Origin of the sequence: Austwickia chelonae NBRC 105200 (assembly GCF_000298175.1) — a bacterium.
Taxonomy (GTDB): domain Bacteria; phylum Actinomycetota; class Actinomycetes; order Actinomycetales; family Dermatophilaceae; genus Austwickia; species Austwickia chelonae.
Genome location: NZ_BAGZ01000001.1, coordinates 50,796 through 68,190 on the forward strand (window position 1 = coordinate 50,796; position 17,395 = coordinate 68,190).

16 protein-coding genes, 1 tRNA gene and 1 pseudogene are annotated in these 17,395 nt (G+C 65.0%); 5 read left to right on the plus strand and 13 right to left on the minus strand.

What is annotated here, in order from left to right:
* Positions 1–6: 6 nt before the first annotated feature.
* From AUCHE_RS00215 to mraZ, 4 genes are all read right to left on the minus strand, one after another.
* Complete coding sequence (locus AUCHE_RS00215; protein WP_217994323.1) at positions 7–1,794, minus strand: peptidoglycan D,D-transpeptidase FtsI family protein; 1,788 nt, start codon at positions 1,792–1,794, stop codon at positions 7–9.
* Positions 1,795–1,977: 183 nt separating this feature from the next.
* Entirely contained in the window at positions 1,978–2,559 is a 582-nt protein-coding gene (locus AUCHE_RS15340) for a hypothetical protein (RefSeq protein ID WP_006501235.1), read from the minus strand.
* Positions 2,556–3,599, minus strand: coding sequence for a 16S rRNA (cytosine(1402)-N(4))-methyltransferase RsmH (gene rsmH, locus AUCHE_RS00225; RefSeq protein WP_006501236.1), 1,044 nt, complete (start codon positions 3,597–3,599; stop codon positions 2,556–2,558). Before rsmH ends, AUCHE_RS15340 begins: the two co-directional genes overlap by 4 nt.
* Positions 3,600–3,839: 240 nt before the next feature.
* Entirely contained in the window at positions 3,840–4,271 is a 432-nt protein-coding gene (gene mraZ, locus AUCHE_RS00230) for a division/cell wall cluster transcriptional repressor MraZ (protein ID WP_006501237.1), read from the minus strand.
* A gap of 341 nt (positions 4,272–4,612) precedes the next feature.
* Here mraZ and AUCHE_RS00235 point away from each other — a divergent pair, with 341 nt between their 5' ends.
* The 4 genes from AUCHE_RS00235 to AUCHE_RS00250 all read left to right on the plus strand — a co-directional run bounded on the left by AUCHE_RS00235 (position 4,613) and on the right by AUCHE_RS00250 (position 10,113).
* Entirely contained in the window at positions 4,613–5,650 is a 1,038-nt protein-coding gene (locus AUCHE_RS00235; RefSeq protein ID WP_143115168.1) for an AAA family ATPase, read from the plus strand.
* A gap of 107 nt (positions 5,651–5,757) precedes the next feature.
* Positions 5,758–6,993, plus strand: a complete 1,236-nt coding sequence (locus tag AUCHE_RS00240) for a DUF58 domain-containing protein (RefSeq protein ID WP_040321023.1) — start codon at positions 5,758–5,760, stop codon at positions 6,991–6,993.
* Positions 6,994–7,046: 53 nt separating this feature from the next.
* Positions 7,047–9,293 carry a transglutaminase family protein gene (locus tag AUCHE_RS00245; RefSeq protein ID WP_162137207.1) on the plus strand — a complete coding sequence of 749 codons (2,247 nt, stop codon included), beginning with the start codon at positions 7,047–7,049 and terminating at the stop codon, positions 9,291–9,293.
* Positions 9,294–9,486: 193 nt separating this feature from the next.
* Entirely contained in the window at positions 9,487–10,113 is a 627-nt protein-coding gene (locus AUCHE_RS00250) for a rhodanese-like domain-containing protein (protein WP_006501241.1), read from the plus strand.
* 105 nt (positions 10,114–10,218) lie between these two features.
* On the opposite strand, the gene AUCHE_RS00255 is transcribed toward AUCHE_RS00250, so the two are convergent.
* From AUCHE_RS00255 to AUCHE_RS16865, 5 genes are all read right to left on the minus strand, one after another.
* A tRNA-Ala gene (locus AUCHE_RS00255) sits at positions 10,219–10,294 on the minus strand.
* 78 nt (positions 10,295–10,372) lie between these two features.
* Positions 10,373–11,047: a histidine phosphatase family protein gene (locus AUCHE_RS00260; RefSeq protein WP_006501242.1), complete on the minus strand. Its 675-nt coding sequence runs from the start codon at positions 11,045–11,047 to the stop codon at positions 10,373–10,375.
* Positions 11,044–11,442 (minus strand): ribosome silencing factor, encoded by a 399-nt coding sequence (gene rsfS, locus AUCHE_RS00265; protein ID WP_006501243.1) that lies wholly within the window; start codon positions 11,440–11,442, stop codon positions 11,044–11,046. The genes AUCHE_RS00260 and rsfS overlap by 4 nt, the downstream gene beginning before the upstream one ends.
* Before the next feature lie 60 nt (positions 11,443–11,502).
* Complete coding sequence (gene nadD / locus AUCHE_RS00270) at positions 11,503–12,129, minus strand: nicotinate-nucleotide adenylyltransferase (protein ID WP_040321024.1); 627 nt, start codon at positions 12,127–12,129, stop codon at positions 11,503–11,505.
* Between the two features lie 8 nt (positions 12,130–12,137).
* Positions 12,138–12,386 (minus strand): hypothetical protein, encoded by a 249-nt coding sequence (locus tag AUCHE_RS16865; protein ID WP_040321025.1) that lies wholly within the window; start codon positions 12,384–12,386, stop codon positions 12,138–12,140.
* A gap of 112 nt (positions 12,387–12,498) precedes the next feature.
* Here AUCHE_RS16865 and AUCHE_RS00280 point away from each other — a divergent pair, with 112 nt between their 5' ends.
* Entirely contained in the window at positions 12,499–13,515 is a 1,017-nt protein-coding gene (locus AUCHE_RS00280) for a glycosyltransferase family 2 protein (RefSeq protein WP_006501246.1), read from the plus strand.
* A gap of 48 nt (positions 13,516–13,563) precedes the next feature.
* Here the strand turns inward: AUCHE_RS00280 and AUCHE_RS00285 are convergent, their stop codons facing one another.
* The 4 genes and pseudogenes from AUCHE_RS00285 to AUCHE_RS15345 all read right to left on the minus strand — a co-directional run bounded on the left by AUCHE_RS00285 (position 13,564) and on the right by AUCHE_RS15345 (position 17,303).
* Positions 13,564–14,943, minus strand: a complete 1,380-nt coding sequence (locus tag AUCHE_RS00285) for a glutamate-5-semialdehyde dehydrogenase (RefSeq protein WP_169315957.1) — start codon at positions 14,941–14,943, stop codon at positions 13,564–13,566.
* A gap of 93 nt (positions 14,944–15,036) precedes the next feature.
* A pseudogene (locus AUCHE_RS17850) lies at positions 15,037–15,486 on the minus strand (GNAT family N-acetyltransferase); the annotation flags it as partial.
* 151 nt (positions 15,487–15,637) lie between these two features.
* Positions 15,638–16,774: a glutamate 5-kinase gene (gene proB / locus AUCHE_RS00290; protein ID WP_006501248.1), complete on the minus strand. Its 1,137-nt coding sequence runs from the start codon at positions 16,772–16,774 to the stop codon at positions 15,638–15,640.
* Positions 16,775–16,823: 49 nt separating this feature from the next.
* Positions 16,824–17,303, minus strand: coding sequence for a hypothetical protein (locus AUCHE_RS15345; protein WP_052024719.1), 480 nt, complete (start codon positions 17,301–17,303; stop codon positions 16,824–16,826).
* Positions 17,304–17,395: the final 92 nt, after the last annotated feature.

Genomic DNA, 17,395 nt, shown 5'->3' on the forward strand with positions numbered 1-17,395 from the left:
TCGAACCTATCGCGTCTTGTTCCTGGAAGCCTGTTCCCCCCAGTAGTTCGGGAAGGGTTCCAGAGCGCTTCCGGTGGGTGGGATCTTGAGTTTCTGCAGGGCGTAAGTCATCACGGACTTGAAGACCGGCGCGGTGTGGTCACTACCCAGACCCTCGTTTTTCGGATTCTGGACAATGACGGCGGTGATCAACTCAGGATCGTCCGCGGGCGCGATTCCGATGAACGAAGCGGTGGTTCCGGAATATCCTTTCTTGGCGTCGTCGTAACGATCCGACGTGCCAGTTTTCCCGGCTACCCGATATCCCGGAAGCTCGGCGGTCACTGCCGTACCTCCGACATTGGTGACATTCTCCATCATCTTCAGCAAGGTCTTGCTGACGTCCTCCGAGAGAACCCGTTCGCCTTCCGGCTCCGCAGCGGGGACATAGCGTCCCTCGGCATCGGTGGTCCCTTCCACCAGGGTGGCCGGAATACGGACCCCGCCGTTGGCCACCGTCTGGAAAACACCGATGTCCTGCATCGCAGTCAACGAGAACCCCTGGCCGAACATCATGGTGTAGCGCTGGGAAGCGCTGAGCTTGTCAGTGCGTGGCATGAGTCCGTCCGACTCTCCTGGGAAACCCACCGCCGAGGTCTTCCCCATACCGAACGCACGGTAATAGGACTCGAGTTTCTCCGCCGGCATCTTCTCCGCGATCTGGATCGTGCCGATATTGCTGGAGACCGCGAGGATCCCCGTCGAGGTCAGATTGAGAGTCGCATGATCATGGGCGTCCCGGAATTGTTGGTCCGCACGGGGAAGGCGGTTCTCCACCACGAATTGCGAGGTGGGGTTGATCAGCCCCTCGTTGAGCGCCGCGCCGATGGACATGACCTTGGCCGTCGAACCCGGCTCGAAGACATCGGTGAAGGGCAGCGCATCGAAACGAGAGCCCTTGGCCCGGGTCACCGGGTCGAAGGCCGGGTACTGCGCCGCAGCCCGGACCCGCCCCTTCTTGTCCATCACGACGGCATAGCCGGAGTCACCTTTGCTGGCCTGCACCTGGGCAGCGATCGCGTTGTAGGTGTACCACTGCAGATCGTTGTCGATCGTGAGCCGCACATTCCGTCCGGGGATTGCCGGGCGCAGCTCACGTTCTCCCATGGGGATCACCCGACCGTTGACGGAGTACTCGGCAGTCATCTGACCGGGCTTCCCGGTGAGTTTCTCATTCATCAACAGTTCGAGGCCGCCGCCGTTGCCTTTCTTGGCCTCGCCCTCGTTACCCACCCAGCCGACGAGTGGAGCTGCTGCTGAACCGCCCGGGTAGAGCCGTTCCTGGACCATCTGTGCGCTGATCCCCGGGATGGCGCGCTCGGCGATCTTCCGCCACTGCAGCGGCTCCACTCCCTTCTTGACGACCTTGTAGCACTCGTTCTCGCCACCGGACAACAAAGGTAGGAGCTGATCAGCCGACATCCCCAACAGGGGGGACAACTCCTGGGCCGCACCTTCTGGGCCGGACATCTGACGCTTCTTCGGGTCCTTGCTCTGCCCGTAGAAACGCACATCTCGGGGACAGGACGCCACGGTGTACCGTTCGATGCTCTGTGCCAGCACGACACCGTGCGCATCGGTGACCTGACCACGCACCGCTGGGAGCTTCGTCGTTCCCTGGCGTTGATCACGTCCCCCCTGGGCGATGGTCGCCGCTTCGAACCATTGCAACCGCAGGAGCTGCACCGCGAAGATGCTGAAGACGAAGAGCGTCGCGATGAACAAGGCCCGTGCCCGACGACGGTTGTTCCCCATCCTGGGCCGGTAATCAGGGACCCGGCCCGGCGCTAGCGGGGGCTCGGTGGGCCGCATCGCCCCCACCGCCCTCGCCTGAGCAGCGGAGATCGTCCGGCGGCCTGCAGCTGCGTGCGCGCGGAAAGAGGCCGAACTGCGCGGAGTCCCTTGCCCGCGCTTGGGTTCACGTCGCGTCGCCATCAGTCATCGGCCCTGTTCGGTGCCCCGCAGGGAATTCCCCTCCGGGCGGTTCTGCGCCTCGGACGCAGTTCCGGCCTGCGGCGATATCCCTCCACCGGAGGACGTCCTGCTCGGAGTCGGTCGAGGTGGGTTGTCCTCTCCCTGAGCCGGGACCGGCCGATCTCCTGCGATCCGCAGCGGATCCTTGGCCGGCTGTTTCGGCGCAACCCCCAGCACTTTCCCGTCGGGCAGGCTGAGGAAGACCGCGGACCCCGCCGGAACCATCCCCATCTTCCCCGCACGTTCGGCCAGTTTCCCGCTCGCCGACTCCGCGGCCAGATGTTCCCTCAGCGCTCCTTCCTGGTCGGAGGCCAACGAAGAACGTGACTGCAGTTCGTGCATCTCGTAAGCACCCTGGGAGAGGGAAAGGTTGAACAACAGCACGGCCAACAACCCTCCTGCCAGGATGCATGTGCACAGGAGCGCAAAAGGCAGATTGCTGCGCCGACGAGGAACCGGCTTGACCACCTGGAGCCGGGGTCGGTTCGGGGCCGGTCGCCTGGTCGGTCTCGCCGTCGTGCGGGCGGTCGCGGCAGTCTGGCTCATCGGGGTTGTCCCTTCCGTCGATTCTGGTGCCGCGACCGCGGCGAGAGGTCGGCGTAGGAGTCATCGCTCAGGCGCCCTGGAGGGGTCGGCGCGATACGTCGAACCACACGGAGTTTGGCCGACGCCGATCGGGGGTTACGGGCGACCTCGTCGTCGTCCGCCGTCTCGGCGCCGCGGGTGAGTGGCGCCAGGAAAGGAGCATGCTGAGGAAGCTGCACCGGCATATCCGGTGGAGAGGTGTCCGCCAGCCCTGCGGCGAAAGTCTTCTTCACCATCCGGTCTTCCAAGGAGTGATAGGACAACACGGCGAAACGCCCGTCCACCGCGCAGGACTCGACCGCGCGCGGAAGCACCCGGGACAAGGACTCCAGTTCCTCGTTGACCTCTATACGCAGAGCTTGGAAAGTACGCTTCGCCGGGTGGCCCCCGGTCTTCCGGGAGCCGGCGGGAATCACCCGGTAGAGCAGCTCGACGAGCCGCCCTGAGGATTCGAAGGGTTCGTGCTCACGCTCGGTGACCACGGCTCTGGCGATCCGTGAGGCGAACCTTTCCTCGCCGTAATCCCGCAGGATCCTGGTGAGTTCATCTACGGCGTAACTGTTGAGCACGTCCGCAGCTGTGCGCGGCAATCCCCTGTCCATCCGCATGTCGAGGGGCGCGTCCATGCGGTAGGCAAAACCTCTTCCGGCCTCGTCGAGTTGGAGGGAGGAGACGCCGAGGTCCAACAGGATTGCCTGGACCGGACCCACGGTCAGGTCGGACAGCACCTCATCGATCTGGTCGTAACGCGCGTGCACCCCGACGAAACGCTCGCCGAAGGGGGCCAGTCGCTCCCGAGCCTGTTCCAAGGCCTGTTCGTCCCGATCGATACCGATCGCACGGGCGCCGGGGCAGGCTGACAGAACAGCTTCGGTGTGTCCCCCCATTCCCAGGGTGCCGTCCACGTAGACGCTGCCCGGAGCATTGAGCGCCGGGGCGAGCAGCTCGGTGATGCGCGCACACATCACCGGCACATGGCGTTCGGATGCCGACAAGCTCACTGTGCTCCTTTCGATCGCGCGACCCGCGGGGGAGTCATGGTGCGGCCGGTTCTTCTGACCGGGTAGTCACTGGTGGCGACGCTGTGACGCGCCCCCGGCGTATACGACAGGCCCTGTCATCCGGTCTCCCACCGCTCGGGCCCGAGATCGGGGAAGTATCCCGGGAACATCTCGGAGCGGGGAGAGACCACAAGACAGGGCCCGCATCACTGCGGTCCGACCATCCAGACGACCGCGCAGTCACAGCAGCCCGGGGACCACCTCCTCGGCCTGGTTCGCGAAGACCTGTTCGGTGTCGGACAGATAGGACTGCCAGGCGGCGCTGTCCCAGATCTCGACACGGCTTCCCGCACCGATGACCGTGACGTCTCGGTCCAGCCCTGCGTATTCCCGCAGAGCAACCGGGATGGTGACCCTGCCCTGTTTGTCGGGGATCTCGTCGGAGGCTCCGGAGAGCAGCACGCGCAGGTAGTCCCGGACGGATTTGCTGGTGACCGGTGCCGTTCTCAAGTCCCCGGCGATGCGGCTGAACTCGTCCATGGGGAAGACGTAGAGGCAGCGTTCCTGTCCTCGTGTCATCACCAACCCGGACGCCAGTCGTTCACGGAATTTGGCCGGAAGGATCAGTCGTCCTTTGTCGTCGATCCGGGGCGTGTGCGTACCGAGGAACATCGCGACACACACCTCCCGTCCGGACGATCAGAGCAGGCCCCCCAAGAAATACTTCCGCCCACCCTGTTCCTCCACGATACTCCACTTCGCTCCACCGTCAACGCACCTGCGAGGGGAGTTCCCCCACCTATCGGATGAACTCGCAGATCAAAGCCAGTGGGGTGGACCAGGACGTAAGGCGTGAAATTCTTATTTCGGATTTTTCTTCCACCGCTCCCACCAGCGGACATCCGAGATCGCGGGCCCTCATCTCACCTTCGGACCGATCCGGTGGAGGAAAGTGGTGGGTGCGGTGGTGCCGCATTCCGTCCGCCGAGCGCAGGCTGCCTCCGGTGAGCACAATGGTCGTGAAGACCGCCGAGGAGGATCCCGTGCCCCATCAGTCACCCGATCATCCGTCAGCGCGTCCGTTGGGGGCGCCGCTTCCGCCGCTGGCCGACGAAGCCCTGGTAGCGGTGACCGCCAGGGCTCTCCATCAAGCGGTCACCACCGTGGTCACCGGCAAGGACCATGCGGTGGACATCGCGTTGACCGTCCTGTTCGCAGGAGGACATCTGCTCATCGAAGACGTTCCCGGAATGGCGAAGACCACCCTGGCGACCACGTTGGGCGCTGCGATGGGCGCATCCCCCAGTCGGATCCAGTTCACCCCGGATCTGCTGCCCTCGGACATCACCGGCATCAGCGTCCTGGCCTCCGACGAACGTCGCTTCGAGTTCAGGCCCGGCCCGATCTTCTCCCATGTGGTGATTTGCGACGAGATCAACAGGGCCTCGCCGAAGACCCAGTCCGCAGTGCTGGAATGCATGCAGGAAGGCCAGGTCAGCGTCGACGGCCACACCTATCCGCTGGATCTGCCCTTCCTCGTCGTGGCCACTCAGAATCCCGTCGAGATGGAAGGCACCTACCCCCTGCCCGAAGCACAACGGGACAGGTTCATGGCCCGGCTCTCGATGGGTTACCCCTCGAAGGAGTCCGAACGCCTCATGTTGGAGGCGCATGGCGGCACTTCTCCCATGTCCACGCTCCGAGCCGTCACCGACCCACCGACGATCCGCCGGGCTATCGAGGCGACCGGAAGGGTCCATGCCGGACACGAGATCCAGCGGTACATCGTGGAACTCGTCTCCGTCACCAGGGTCGACGAGCGACTGAGGCTAGGAGCCTCCCCCCGGGCCAGTCTCCATCTGCTCCGGGCCGCCCGCTCCCGCGCCGCGATCTGCGGACGTCACTATGTCCTGCCCGATGACGTCCAGGACATGTTCCTCCCCGTGATCGCCCATCGGGTTCTGCTCTCCGGGCAAGCACAACGCCAGCGCATCGACGCCCGGCACGTCCTGATGGACCTGCTGGAACGCACCCCGGTCGACAGCGCATGATCGCCTGGAGAGGCGCGAGGGCCTCCCCCGGATCTGCGGCACGACTCCTCTGCACGCCGCGTGGGATCGCGCTCCTCTCCGCAGGCCTTGTCATCACGTTGTGCGGCATGGCCCTCGGCCTTCGCCCGCTCACCCAGATCGGGGTCTCCTGCCTGGCACTACCGCCGCTCAGCGCTCTCGCAGTCGTCCTGCTGCGGCCTCGGGTGGCCTTGGAACGTCGGATCTGCGAAGAAAGCCCGACGGTGGGTGGACGCGGCGTGATACAGCTGCGTCTCACCACAGCCAATCTCAGCGGACGCACCCGTTTCACCGTCGTCGAACGAACCCCTTGGGTGGTCGGTGGCACGATGCGATGGTCGGCCGTCGACCTCTCCTTCAGATCCTCCACCACTCTGAGCTATGCCTTCTCCCCCACCTGCCGAGGACTGCTCGACATCGGGCCTTCGTACGTCTACCAGCACGACCCCTGCGGTCTGGTTCGTTACCGGGTACAGACGGCGGCCGCTATGCAGCTCGTCGTTCTTCCTGCTATCCATCCGTTGTCGGACGTTACCGGCCTGGAGTCGGGCCTGAGCAGGGAGGGCGATGCACCCGGAACCGTCCTCACCGGATCGGAATACGACCTTTCCCTGCGGGACTACCGCGAGGGAGACGAACTACGTCGGATCCATTGGAAGGCCAGTGCACACCGTGGACGGTTGATGGTCCGGCACGAATCGCGCCCCCATCGTCGACGCGCGCTGCTCGTTCTGGATTGTGCACCCCAACGGTGGGGTGCCTCCGCTGCCGGTAGCTCCGCTGCTTTCGAGTGGGCTGTCTCCTGGGTGGCGTCGGTGGCGGCGCATCTGGACGGTGACGGTTTCGGTCTGCATCTTCTGCTGTTCGATGCCGACAGTTCGGCGGACACCGAGGACGCGGCCCGCCCCCTACCGTTGTCCGAACTCCTCCTCACCTTGGCGACGGTGCAGCTCGATCAGGAATCCGCAGACCGGACGCAGAACCCCGCCCCGATCACTCTCTCGGCCGTTTCGGACGTCCATATGCCCGACAGCGGCGGGGTGATCGTTCTCGTCACCGGGCATCAGGGACCACCGAGCAGCCGATCTGCTTTAGAGCTTCTCCGACCTGGCCTGATCGGGTCGGCGGTCTTCCTCGATGTCGCGGCCTTCGCAGGGAATGCGGCTCCCGGGGGGCTCGGGGCGGTCGAGTCGTGGTGTGACCACGCCGCGGCAGGTGGCTGGCACACGGTGGCGGTGAGGCCGGGGATGACAGCAGCCGAGGTGTGGTCGGGTCTACGCCGCGAGCGCGGTGCGCCAGCCGCGGCCTGGGAAGGTCGCTGGTGAGAACCGTCACCTCCGGACTGTCACCGTCGACGGGCACCGCTGTGCTTGGCGCTGTGACCGTAGTGGTCGCTTCGGGGCCCTTGCGTGTTCTTTTCGTCGATACCCCGTGGAGCGTCCCGGTTCTGGTGGTGGTCACTGTGGTCGCCCTGGCCGGAGTCCTTCTCCGAAGTTTCCTGCATCGCTTGTCCGTGGTCGCTGCTGCGCAGCTCGCCGTCATGGTCGTGGCCGTCTCGGCCTTCTTCCCCGCCCCTGATGCGATGGCCGGCGGTCTCCTCCCTTCGGTTTCGACCTGGCTCACGTGGCGTGACCATCTGGTCGAGGCCTCCAGGGTGCTGGCTGATCATCCGATTCCGGCGCCTGCCCCGGTCTCGGTCTCTTTCCTTGTCGCTGCTGCGGTATGTCTCGTCGCGTGGTGGGTGGACGTCTTGGCCGCGGGGGCCCGGATGCCGGTACTCGCTGGTGTTCCCTTGCTCCTGCCGCTGCTCGCCCCTGCGATCAATGCGGTGGGCGCGGTCTCTGCATTCGACATCCTGTGGCCGTTCCTCCTGTGGACGATGATGCTCTGGGAGAGCCAGCGGAAGAGCCGTGCAGGCCGTCCCCGGTTCAGGCGGCCAGGTCCCGCGGCTTTCCCGAGGGCTGCACTCGCCGTGGTCTGTGTGTCGACGGCTGCTGCGGTGGGGATGTGCGCCTCTTCGGGTTTCCCCCACCTGCCGCCGCTGCATCTGGCGGACCGGCTTCCGGTGCCTGGTAGTTCGGGGAAGAACACGGTGGGTTTCTCCCCCTATTCGGATATGTCGAAAAGCCTGCGCAGTAGCGACCCTTCGCCTGTGCTCCGTTACCGGTCGGATGAACCGGAGCAGTCCCCGTTGCGGGTGGACGTAGCTCACGTCTATCGGGACGGGCGGTGGACCTCGGCCGTGCAGGATGTCCTGCCTTCGCGCCGACCGGTGCTCCCCGATCCGGCTGCCGACTGGACGGGTGTGGCCGTCCAGGAGTTCCGTATGAAAGTCGAGCAGACGTCCTTGCCTGCTCCTCATCTGGCTGCTCAGTCCGCATTGGTCTCGGGCACCGTCGTGGGAGCACGTTGGGCCCTGCACGGGCCGACGGAGGTCCCCGTCGTCGACGTCATCCCACGGTCGTACGAATTGCGCTATCTGAAAGCGCTGCCCAGCGATGCGCGGTTGCAGGAGTCGGCGGCGGCCCAGGATGCACCTCCTGAGACTCTGGAGCTCCCTCCGGAGGTGGACACCCTGTCGTTACGTCAGGCCCTGATCGAAGCGACCGTGTCGGCGTCCGGCGCGTACGACAAGGCAAGGCGCATCCAGGAGTGGCTGCGCAGCACCGGGGGCTTCACCTATTCCCTCGAGCTGGCCGCGCCACCGGAGGGCATGGACGAGTCTGCTGTCAGGCATACGGCGCTCGACCGCTTCCTCACCTCCCGACGAGGTTATTGCGTGCAGTTCGCTACCGCGATGGTGATGTTGGCGCGAGCCGCTGGTATCCCGGCCAGGTTGGTCTCGGGTTTCCGCCCGGGGCGAGTCGAGGGCGAGGTCCGTACGGTGCTCTCTTCGGACGCCCATGCTTGGCCCGAGCTACGGTTCGAGGGGCTTGGCTGGCTGCGTTTCGAGCCCACACCGGCCGCCCGGGATGTCTTTCCTCCCTCGTATGCCTGGGACCGGGTCGAAGAAGTCGATCCTCCGGTCTCATCGGCTGCTCCTTCACCGCCGGACCTCCAGCCCAGTTCACCGTTGCCGTCGGTTTCACCGTCTCCGGTGGAGTCCGCCAAGGCAGAAGGGGGCAGGGATGGCGAGAAGAGTTGGCGGTTGATGTGGATCGCGGGCCTGGCGGTGAGCATGGCCGGCATCGGGGCCCGACCTGTCTGGGCGGCTTGGTCGCATTGGCTCCGCCGTCGCCGGGCCGCGCCGGGAGGTGAAGTGGACGTGGAGTGGCAGATCATGTCCGAACGGCTGCAGGATCTGGGGGTTTCGGTCCCGGTATCGGCGTCCCCTCGAGTTCTCCACCGCGAGGTGATGAAGCAGGTGTCCTTGTCTGTTGCCGGGCAGGATGCGCTGGCGCGACTGGTTTCGGCGGTCGAACTCTTCAGGTATGCGCCCGCAGGTGAGAGGAACAGGCAGGACGCGACTGCGCTGCGATTCGCGCAGATGTACCGGTCCGATGCACGTCGGGTCGTGGAGGAAGCTGCGAGATGCCGCACGCCGGGCGGGCGGGTGCGGGCTGTGATGTGGCCGTCGGCCGGAGCGTCTTTTCCTGTGGGTGGGCGCGGTCGTCGGCTTTCGTGAGCCTTCAGCTGGTCTGGTGATGTCGGAGCCTGCTTGTAAATACCCCCAGGGGTATTTACAGTGGGCGCACGTTCGTCTGTCCGACTCAGACTCTCTCCCGCCGAGGTCACCTCGACGATGACCGTCTCCGGACGACGCCTCGAACGTCATCCCGTCTCTCCCCGACCTCATCGGGGCTGTCAGAAAGGGCCACATGACCGTCGCCACCGAACATCACCCTCAGATCCACCCGGTCACCGACCCGAACGCCCATGTCGACCTGCCCGCTCGGGTCGATGTCGGCACCTTGCGTTCCTGGCTCGCCGGCACCGATCGTCCCCTGCTGGTCGATGTCCGGTCAGCTGCTGAGTTCAGGGCCCTTCACATCCCGACGGCGGTCAACATCCCGTTGCCTCTCCTCAAAGAGCACAAGGAAGACCTCGCCCGAGCATTGGGGCGGCAGATCGTGTTGATCTGCCGCACGGATCGACGGGCAGGACAGGCCGAGGAGATCCTGGCTGCGTCTGGGCTGTCCCGCCTCCATGTGCTCACCGGCGGTATGACCAGTTGGTCGGCCGATAGCGCGCCGGTGGCCCAGGGGGAGGGACGGTGGGACCTGGAGCGTCAGGTCCGTCTGGTCGCAGGTGGACTCGTCGTCAGTGGCGTGCTGGTCAGCACACTGGCTCCTCGGGCCAAATGGCTCTCCGGGGCGATCGGCTGCGGATTGATGACGGCCGCGCTGACCGATTCCTGCCTGATGGGCAGCATGCTGTCCAAGCTGCCCTACAACCGCGAGTTGGAACCCGATCTGAGCGCGGTGCTCGTCCAGCTGGCGCGCTGAGCTTCGTTGCGGTCGGGGAGATCCGTCCCGACCGCAACGGTATCGAAGGTTTACGCAGAAAAAGGTCGGGTCCTCCACGATTTCCGTGGAGGACCCGACCTTTATTGGTGGAGCTGAGGGGATTCGAACCCCTGACCCCCTCCATGCCATGGAGGTACGCTACCAACTGCGCCACAGCCCCTTCATCCTCATCGCGAGGACTGCATGAGTTTATCCAGAGCCGAGCCACATGCCAAATCGAGAGGTCTGAGGACAGCGATCAGTATCCGTGACCTTCACGCAAGGGGCCGTTCGGAGCCGAGTCCTCGACATTCCAGCGCACCAGCCGCCAACGATCCGTACTCTCCACGAGCTCAGCCCAGGCACAGTTCGCCAACCCACCGAAGGACATCCAAGCGGTGCATTGGTCGACGCCGCACAGATCAGCCACCAAAGCTCGCGCGCACACCCCGTGGGTGACCACGAGTGCACATTCGCCGCCCCGGAGTACCGCGAGCAGATCGTCCACCGCCTCCCGCGCCCGCAGAACGACGTCGGAGACCCGCTCCCCGTCACCCCCGCGGGCCAGATCCTCTCCGGCGGCGAGCCTCGCCTGAACACCGGGGAAGGCCTTCTCGACAGCGACCGAGTCCATTCCCTGCCAGGAACCCACATGGATCTCCCGCAGCCTGGGGTCCTGCTCGACCTCCAGCCCGCAGACCTGGGCAACGACCTGAGCTGTTCGCAAGGCACGAGTCAGGTCACTCGAGAGGATGCGATCGAGATCATGCCGGGCCAGTGTCGAAGCCGCCAGATCGGCCTGAGCCAGCCCGGTCTCGTTCAACTCGGTATCGAGATGTCCCTGCCAGATGCCTCGTTCGTTGAAATCGGTCAGCCCGTGCCGGAGGACGACGAGGCGGCGCGGAGGCAGATCCGTCACCACGCCCAGGCTCATCGGGTCACATCGACCGATTCGGTTCCTGCAGTTTCGGCTCCCAGCACCAGGGGCACCGCCGGACAGTCCTTCCACAACCGCTCCAGCTGGTAGAAAGCCCGTTCTTCCTGGTGCATGACGTGGACGATGATGTCTCCGAAGTCGATCAGGATCCAGCGGGCTTCGCGCTCGCCCTCACGACGGACCCGCTTGATGCCCCGAGCATGCATCTTCTCTTCGATCGCATCGACGACGGCGCCGACCTGCCTTTCGTTCGGCGCCGAGGCCACCAGGAAGATGTCGGTGAGCGCCAGGTGTTCGCTGACATCCAGAGCGACGATGTCGACGGCCAGCTTGTCTTCGGCAGCGGCTGCTGCGTCCTGGGCCAGCAGTCGGGAATGCTCAGTAGCGGACACGGGCAGTTTTCCTCCTGGTATCACCGCGGTGGTCGCGGCGGCGTTCTGGGATCCCGGAGATCACCGAGAAAGATCGGACAGGTGGGTCACCGCAGGTTCCGGCGACAGATCCGTCCGATACAGACGGTACTTGCCGATGTACTGAACCACACCATCAGGCACCAAATACCAAATAGGTTCACCCTTGGCCACTCGGTCACGACAGTCCGTCGAACTGATCGCCATCGCCGGGATCTCAGTGAGGGTCAACCCCTCCTGAGGCAAACCGGATACCGACAACGGATGCCCGGGCCTGGTCACACCCACGAAATGGGAAAGATCCCAGAGCTCCTCCGCATCCTTCCAGGACAGGATCTGAGCCAAGGCGTCCGCACCGGTGATGAAGAAGAGCTCGGCGTCAGGGCGTTCCCGTCGCAGATCACGCAAGGTGTCGATGGTGTAGGTCGGACCCTCTCGATCGATATCGACCCGACTGACCGAGAAACGCGGATTGGACGCCGTCGCGATCACTGTCATGAGATACCTGTGCTCAGGAGAAGCGAGAAGATGCTTCTCCTTCTGCCAGGGCTGCCCTGTCGGGACGAAGACCACTTCGTCGAGCCCCAACAGATGCTGGACCTCGCTGGCTGCCACCAGATGTCCATGATGGATCGGGTTGAAGGTACCCCCCATCACTCCCACTCGCATGATCTGCCTCAGTGAGCGGAACCGTGACCGCCCCGCATCGACCCACCCGATGGGCCCTGCCCGTGTGGAGCGACATCCGAAGCCTCCATCAGGGTGTGACCCGTATTGCGGAAGCACCAGGTAACGAAGAGCAGGAGCATGAAAACAGCCAACGCGATCGCACCATAAGCCCAGGCCGGGATGGGGAGTACCCATACCGGCTCGTGTCCGTGGCCACCGGAGCTGGACACCATCATCGCAACGGACGTGATCGACATGGCGGACAGACTACCCGTCGAAGCAGACTCGTCGGGTCCGTCGCACGACCCGGATGACTGCCTGTCCGATCAAGGGACGCCACCTGCGCTCAACGGCGGATAGCCTGACAACATGCCTGCCCCGCCCCTCTCCCAGGAGTGCCCGGACGATCTCGTCCTCACGGTGGTCGTGCCCGTGTACAACGAGGAATCCGTCCTCCCGCTGCTGGTCGAGCGGCTACGCCCGGTCCTCGACGGCCTGGACTCCCCTTACGAAGTGGTTGCCGTCGACGACGGCTCCTCGGACTCCTCCCCCGTCCTTCTGCAACGTTTCCGTCGCGAATGGCCGGAGCTGAGGATCCTCCGGCTACGGGCCAATGCCGGCCATCAAGCCGCGATATCCGCCGGTCTGATGCGCTCCCGAGGGGACTACGTGGTCACCATCGACGCCGACTTGCAGGACCCTCCCGAAAGCATCCCGATCATGCTCGACCTCGCCCGAGAAGGGCAGGTCGACGTCGTCTACGGAGTACGCACCGATCGCAGCAGCGACACCGCGTTCAAACGTCGAACCGCTCAGGCCTACTACCGGATCATGCGTGCAGCCGCCGGTGGCGACGTCCCCGACCAAGCAGGCGACTACCGGCTCATGAGCAGAGCCACCGTGGATGCCGTCAACGCCTTGCCCGAGCAACACCGCGTCCTACGGCTGGTGGTACCTACTCTCGGATTCCCCAGCACATCCGTCCCTTACCAACGGGCAGCCCGGGCCGCCGGAACGTCCAAGTACCCCCTGGCCAAGATGCTCGCGCTCACGGTCGACAGCCTCACCGGCCACTCCATGGCCCCGCTGCGACTCGCGACGTGGTGCGGGCTCCTCGGCGGACTGGCCGCATTGGGTGTCCTCGTCTACGCCCTGGTGGCCCGGGCCCTGGGACATGTCATCGCCGGGTGGACGTCCACCGTGGTCGCCGTCTCGGCAGTAGGTGCCGTCCAACTGTTGTGTCTGGGAGTTCTCGGCGAATATGTCGGACGCATGTACACGATGTTGCAGGGGCGGCCCACCTACTACATCGCCTACGACTCCCGGGAGGAGGAACAGAGAGCCCCGCTCCGTTCCGGCAGCCACCCGAGCCAGGACCCGGTCTGACCCCGACGGAGGTGTCCGCCCCGAACCCTGCGGGGCGGACACCTCCGGTCAGTCGCGGATCTGCCCGTCACCCTCGACAATCCACTTGGTGCTGGTCAGCTCCCGCAAACCCATCGGCCCGCGAGCATGCATCTTCTGAGTACTGATGCCGATCTCGGCCCCGAAGCCAAATTCACCACCGTCGGTGAAACGGGTCGAGGCGTTCACCATCACCACAGCGGCATCGACCCCCTGAGTCCACCTACGTGCGGCGCCGCGATCCTCGGTGACGATCGCCTCGGTATGACCGGTGGAATAACGAGCCACATGCTTCATCGCGGTGTCGAGCGAATCGACAACTCCCACCGCTATCTCCAAACCGTGATATTCGCAGGCCCAGTCCTCGTGCGTGACTTCCTCGACGGGAGCACCCACCCGGGAAGCGAGTTCACGGACGACCCGATCACCGTGGACTACCACTCCGGCTGCGTGCAAGGCCGGCAATGCTGCATCCAGCAGCGCTTCGGCGACCTTTTCGTGGACGAGCAGGGTCTCCACGGCATTGCACACGCTCGGACGCTGGGTCTTAGCATTCATCAGGATGTCGAGAGCCTTGGTCAGATCGGCAGCCGCATCAACGTACAGATGGACATTTCCGCTCCCGGTTTCGATGACCGGAACACTCGATTCCTCGACCACAGTGCGGATGAGTTCAGCCCCACCCCGAGGAACGATCACATCGACCAGTCCCCGCGCCTTCATCAAAAAGGCTGCTTCGTCACGATCCCCGTCGAGCAGCCGAACGGCATCGGCAGGGATGTCGGTCCGCTCGAGAGCTGCTCGCATGACACCCACCAGCGCCCGGTTGCTCTCCACCGCGTGAGAACTACCGCGAAGAACGACAGCATTTCCGCTCTTGAGACAGAGCGCAGCCGCATCGACGGTGACATTCGGGCGAGCCTCGAAGATCATCCCGACGACCCCGAAAGGAACTCGCTGCTCACGGACCTGCAATCCATTGGGTCGGATCGATCCACGCACGACCTCTCCCACAGGGTCCGCCAGCTCTGCGACCTGACGCACAGCCTCTGCGATCCCCCGCAATCGGCCCTGGTCGAGCCTCAGCCGGTCGACCAGGCTCTCCGGCCGACCTGCCTCCTCTGCCCGACGGACATCTTTCGCGTTCGCTGCCAGCAGCGACTCGGACTCCGTCTCCAATGCATCGGCGATCAGACGCAACGCCCGGTTCTTCTGCGCAGTCGTCGCCACCGCCATCTCCCGAGCGGCTGCTCTGGCCCGCACCCCCGCTTCCTGAACGGACAAGGAGACCACCGAGGTCGCACTGTCCCCCACCACCGGATCGGTTTCGGGGCTCCGCTCGGAACGCCAGGACGCGGCAGCGCCACGATCACCGGCCGAGTCCGGCACCCCGACCTGATCGGTCGGCATGACCAGCGGAGCCGTCGGAGGATCAGAGACTGCAGGGACACCGTCCGTGTCCGCGACCAATCGGATCATCCGCAGCATGAACGGTTCGAAACCTGCGCGTTCGTACATCCGCCGGGCGTTCTCGTTCGCCGCCAAGGTGTCCAACGACCAGTAGCGGATCTCCCTGCGCTGCAACTCCAGGCGGCAGGCCTCCAGAAGCCGGCTCCCCAGCCCCTGGCCCCGTACGTCCTCACTGACTGCGAGGGATTCCAGCTCCCCGAAACGCTCCCCCATGTCGAAGGCCGATCCGGAGACCCGGAAATGCAGTGCGGCATAACCCACGACCCGGTCCGAGTCCTCGCTATCAGTAGCCAGGTAGACCACACCGGCGCCATCGTTCAGCCAGTTCAGGTACTCCTCGTGCCGCCGGGCCCAGGCCTCGCCGGGGTTCCGAACCGGGCAGGTCGGCCCGATAACATCGACATAGCGGCTCAGCATCGCCTTCCACAAAGGCTTGACGCGGGACAAATCGCGGAGGTGAGCGCGCGTGATCTGATAGCGCATGAGGCCGACGCTACAGAGCCCGACCTAGCTGAGCGAATCCACCCCGCCAGGAGGGACCCGATCTGCTGACTCACGGGTGGCCGACCACTGTCCGGGAGACGGAGGCCAAGGATCCTCTCCGCCAAAGGGTTCGGGTCGGAACCGGCCAGGATCAGAGCAGTACCAGGTAGTCGCGGTTCACGACGTCTCGAGCATATTGAGGACCAAGGACCTCGCCCAACCACCGGGTGCTCCTTCCCAGCAGCCGGGGCAGTTCATCGCTGGAGAAAGCGACCAACCCCCGAGCCACGGGCACACGGTTCCGGTCCACCAGTTCCACCGGAGCACCCTGTGCGAAGGCGCCCTCCACCGCGACCACCCCGGCAGGCAGGAGCGAGGCCCGTCCAGTGCACAAAGCTTCCACCGCGCCCTCGTCCAGCACGAGTCTTCCCTCAGGTTCGCTGGCGTGGGCCAGCCACAAGCGTTTGGAGGTCGGCCTCGCGCCTCGCGGCAGGAAAAGAGTTCCCAGATCATCGCCGCGCAAAGCCTCGGTCACCTGCACTGCTCCGGCCAGCAACGTCGGGATCCCCGCGCCCGTGGCGATCCTCGCAGCCTCGATCTTCGTCACCATCCCGCCGGTCCCCACCGCGCTGCCGCTTCCACCGATCCGCACACCCACCAGGTCCTCGTCATCGGCAATCGAGCGGATCCGTCGGCTCCCTGCCTCCTGCGGTGGGCCGTCGTAGAGCGCATCGGTATCGGTCAGCAGCACCAGGGCTTCCGCTCCGATGAGGTGAGCCACCAATGCCGCCAGTCGGTCGTTGTCCCCGAATCGGATCTCGTCGGTGGCCACGGCGTCGTTCTCGTTGACCACCGGCAGCACTCCCAGACGTAGCAGGCGGACGATCGCCCGCCGCGCGTTGACATAATGGTCGCTACGGTTCAGATCGCCGGCAGCGAGCAGGATCTGCCCGACCGTCAGCCCGTGCTCACCGAAGGCGGCGGTGTACGCGGCGACCAGAGCACCCTGCCCGACGCTCGCAGCGGCCTGCTGAGTAGCCAGGTCACGAGGCCGTTGAGCCAAGCCCAAGGGAACGATCCCCGCAGCGATGGCTCCGGAGGAAACCAGAACGACCTGATGCCCGGAGAGCCGCCGTTCAGCGAGGGCATCGGCCAGGGTGCGCAGACGCTCTGCGTCCAAGATCCCCTGAGGAGTCGTCAGGGATGACGAACCGACCTTGACCACGAGCCTCGACGCCCTCGAGATCTGCCGCCGGACAGCTCCGGATTCTTTCACCTGCGCAGACATGGACGCAGCGTAACCGCGGGAGTCCTGGCGAGAGAAAGATGCTGTGCTTTCAACTCGGGCTGCGACCTTCGGCCCGTGACGACAGATAGGCCTGGGCCTTACGCAAGTTGCTCCCTTGGAAGGGATTGGCCGGAACACCCAATGCCGCCAGTCTGTCGCACGTGCGTTGAAGGTAGGAAACGGAGATCTCTTCCCCCTCGGCCAGGTCACGAGTCCGGCGGTCGACGGCGATCTGCATGGCAAAGGCGCTCAGCGGGCGTTCGTGCGGTTCCTGCCCCTGCCAGATCACCTCGCCGGTCACTGCATGGATGAGTTGCCGATCAGCGTCGGTCAGGTAATCGAGATCACTGCCGAAGATCTTTCGGGCCCGCCCCACCCGGTCCTCATGGAGAACGCTCCGCCAGTTGGCCGACGCAGTGGATCTCGTGGCCTCAACCTCGCGATCTGTGGCAGAGCTCCTGCCATCGGCACCTCGTTGGTTCTCCTCCTCGCTCCGGGCCGAGGACGGCATCGCTTCCATCGCAGGCATGCATCCTCCTGACCGAGAGAAGAGGCGACCGTACTCCCGACCGACTCATCGTCAGAAGAAACCGGGAGATGAGCGCATGTCGTCGAGCAACT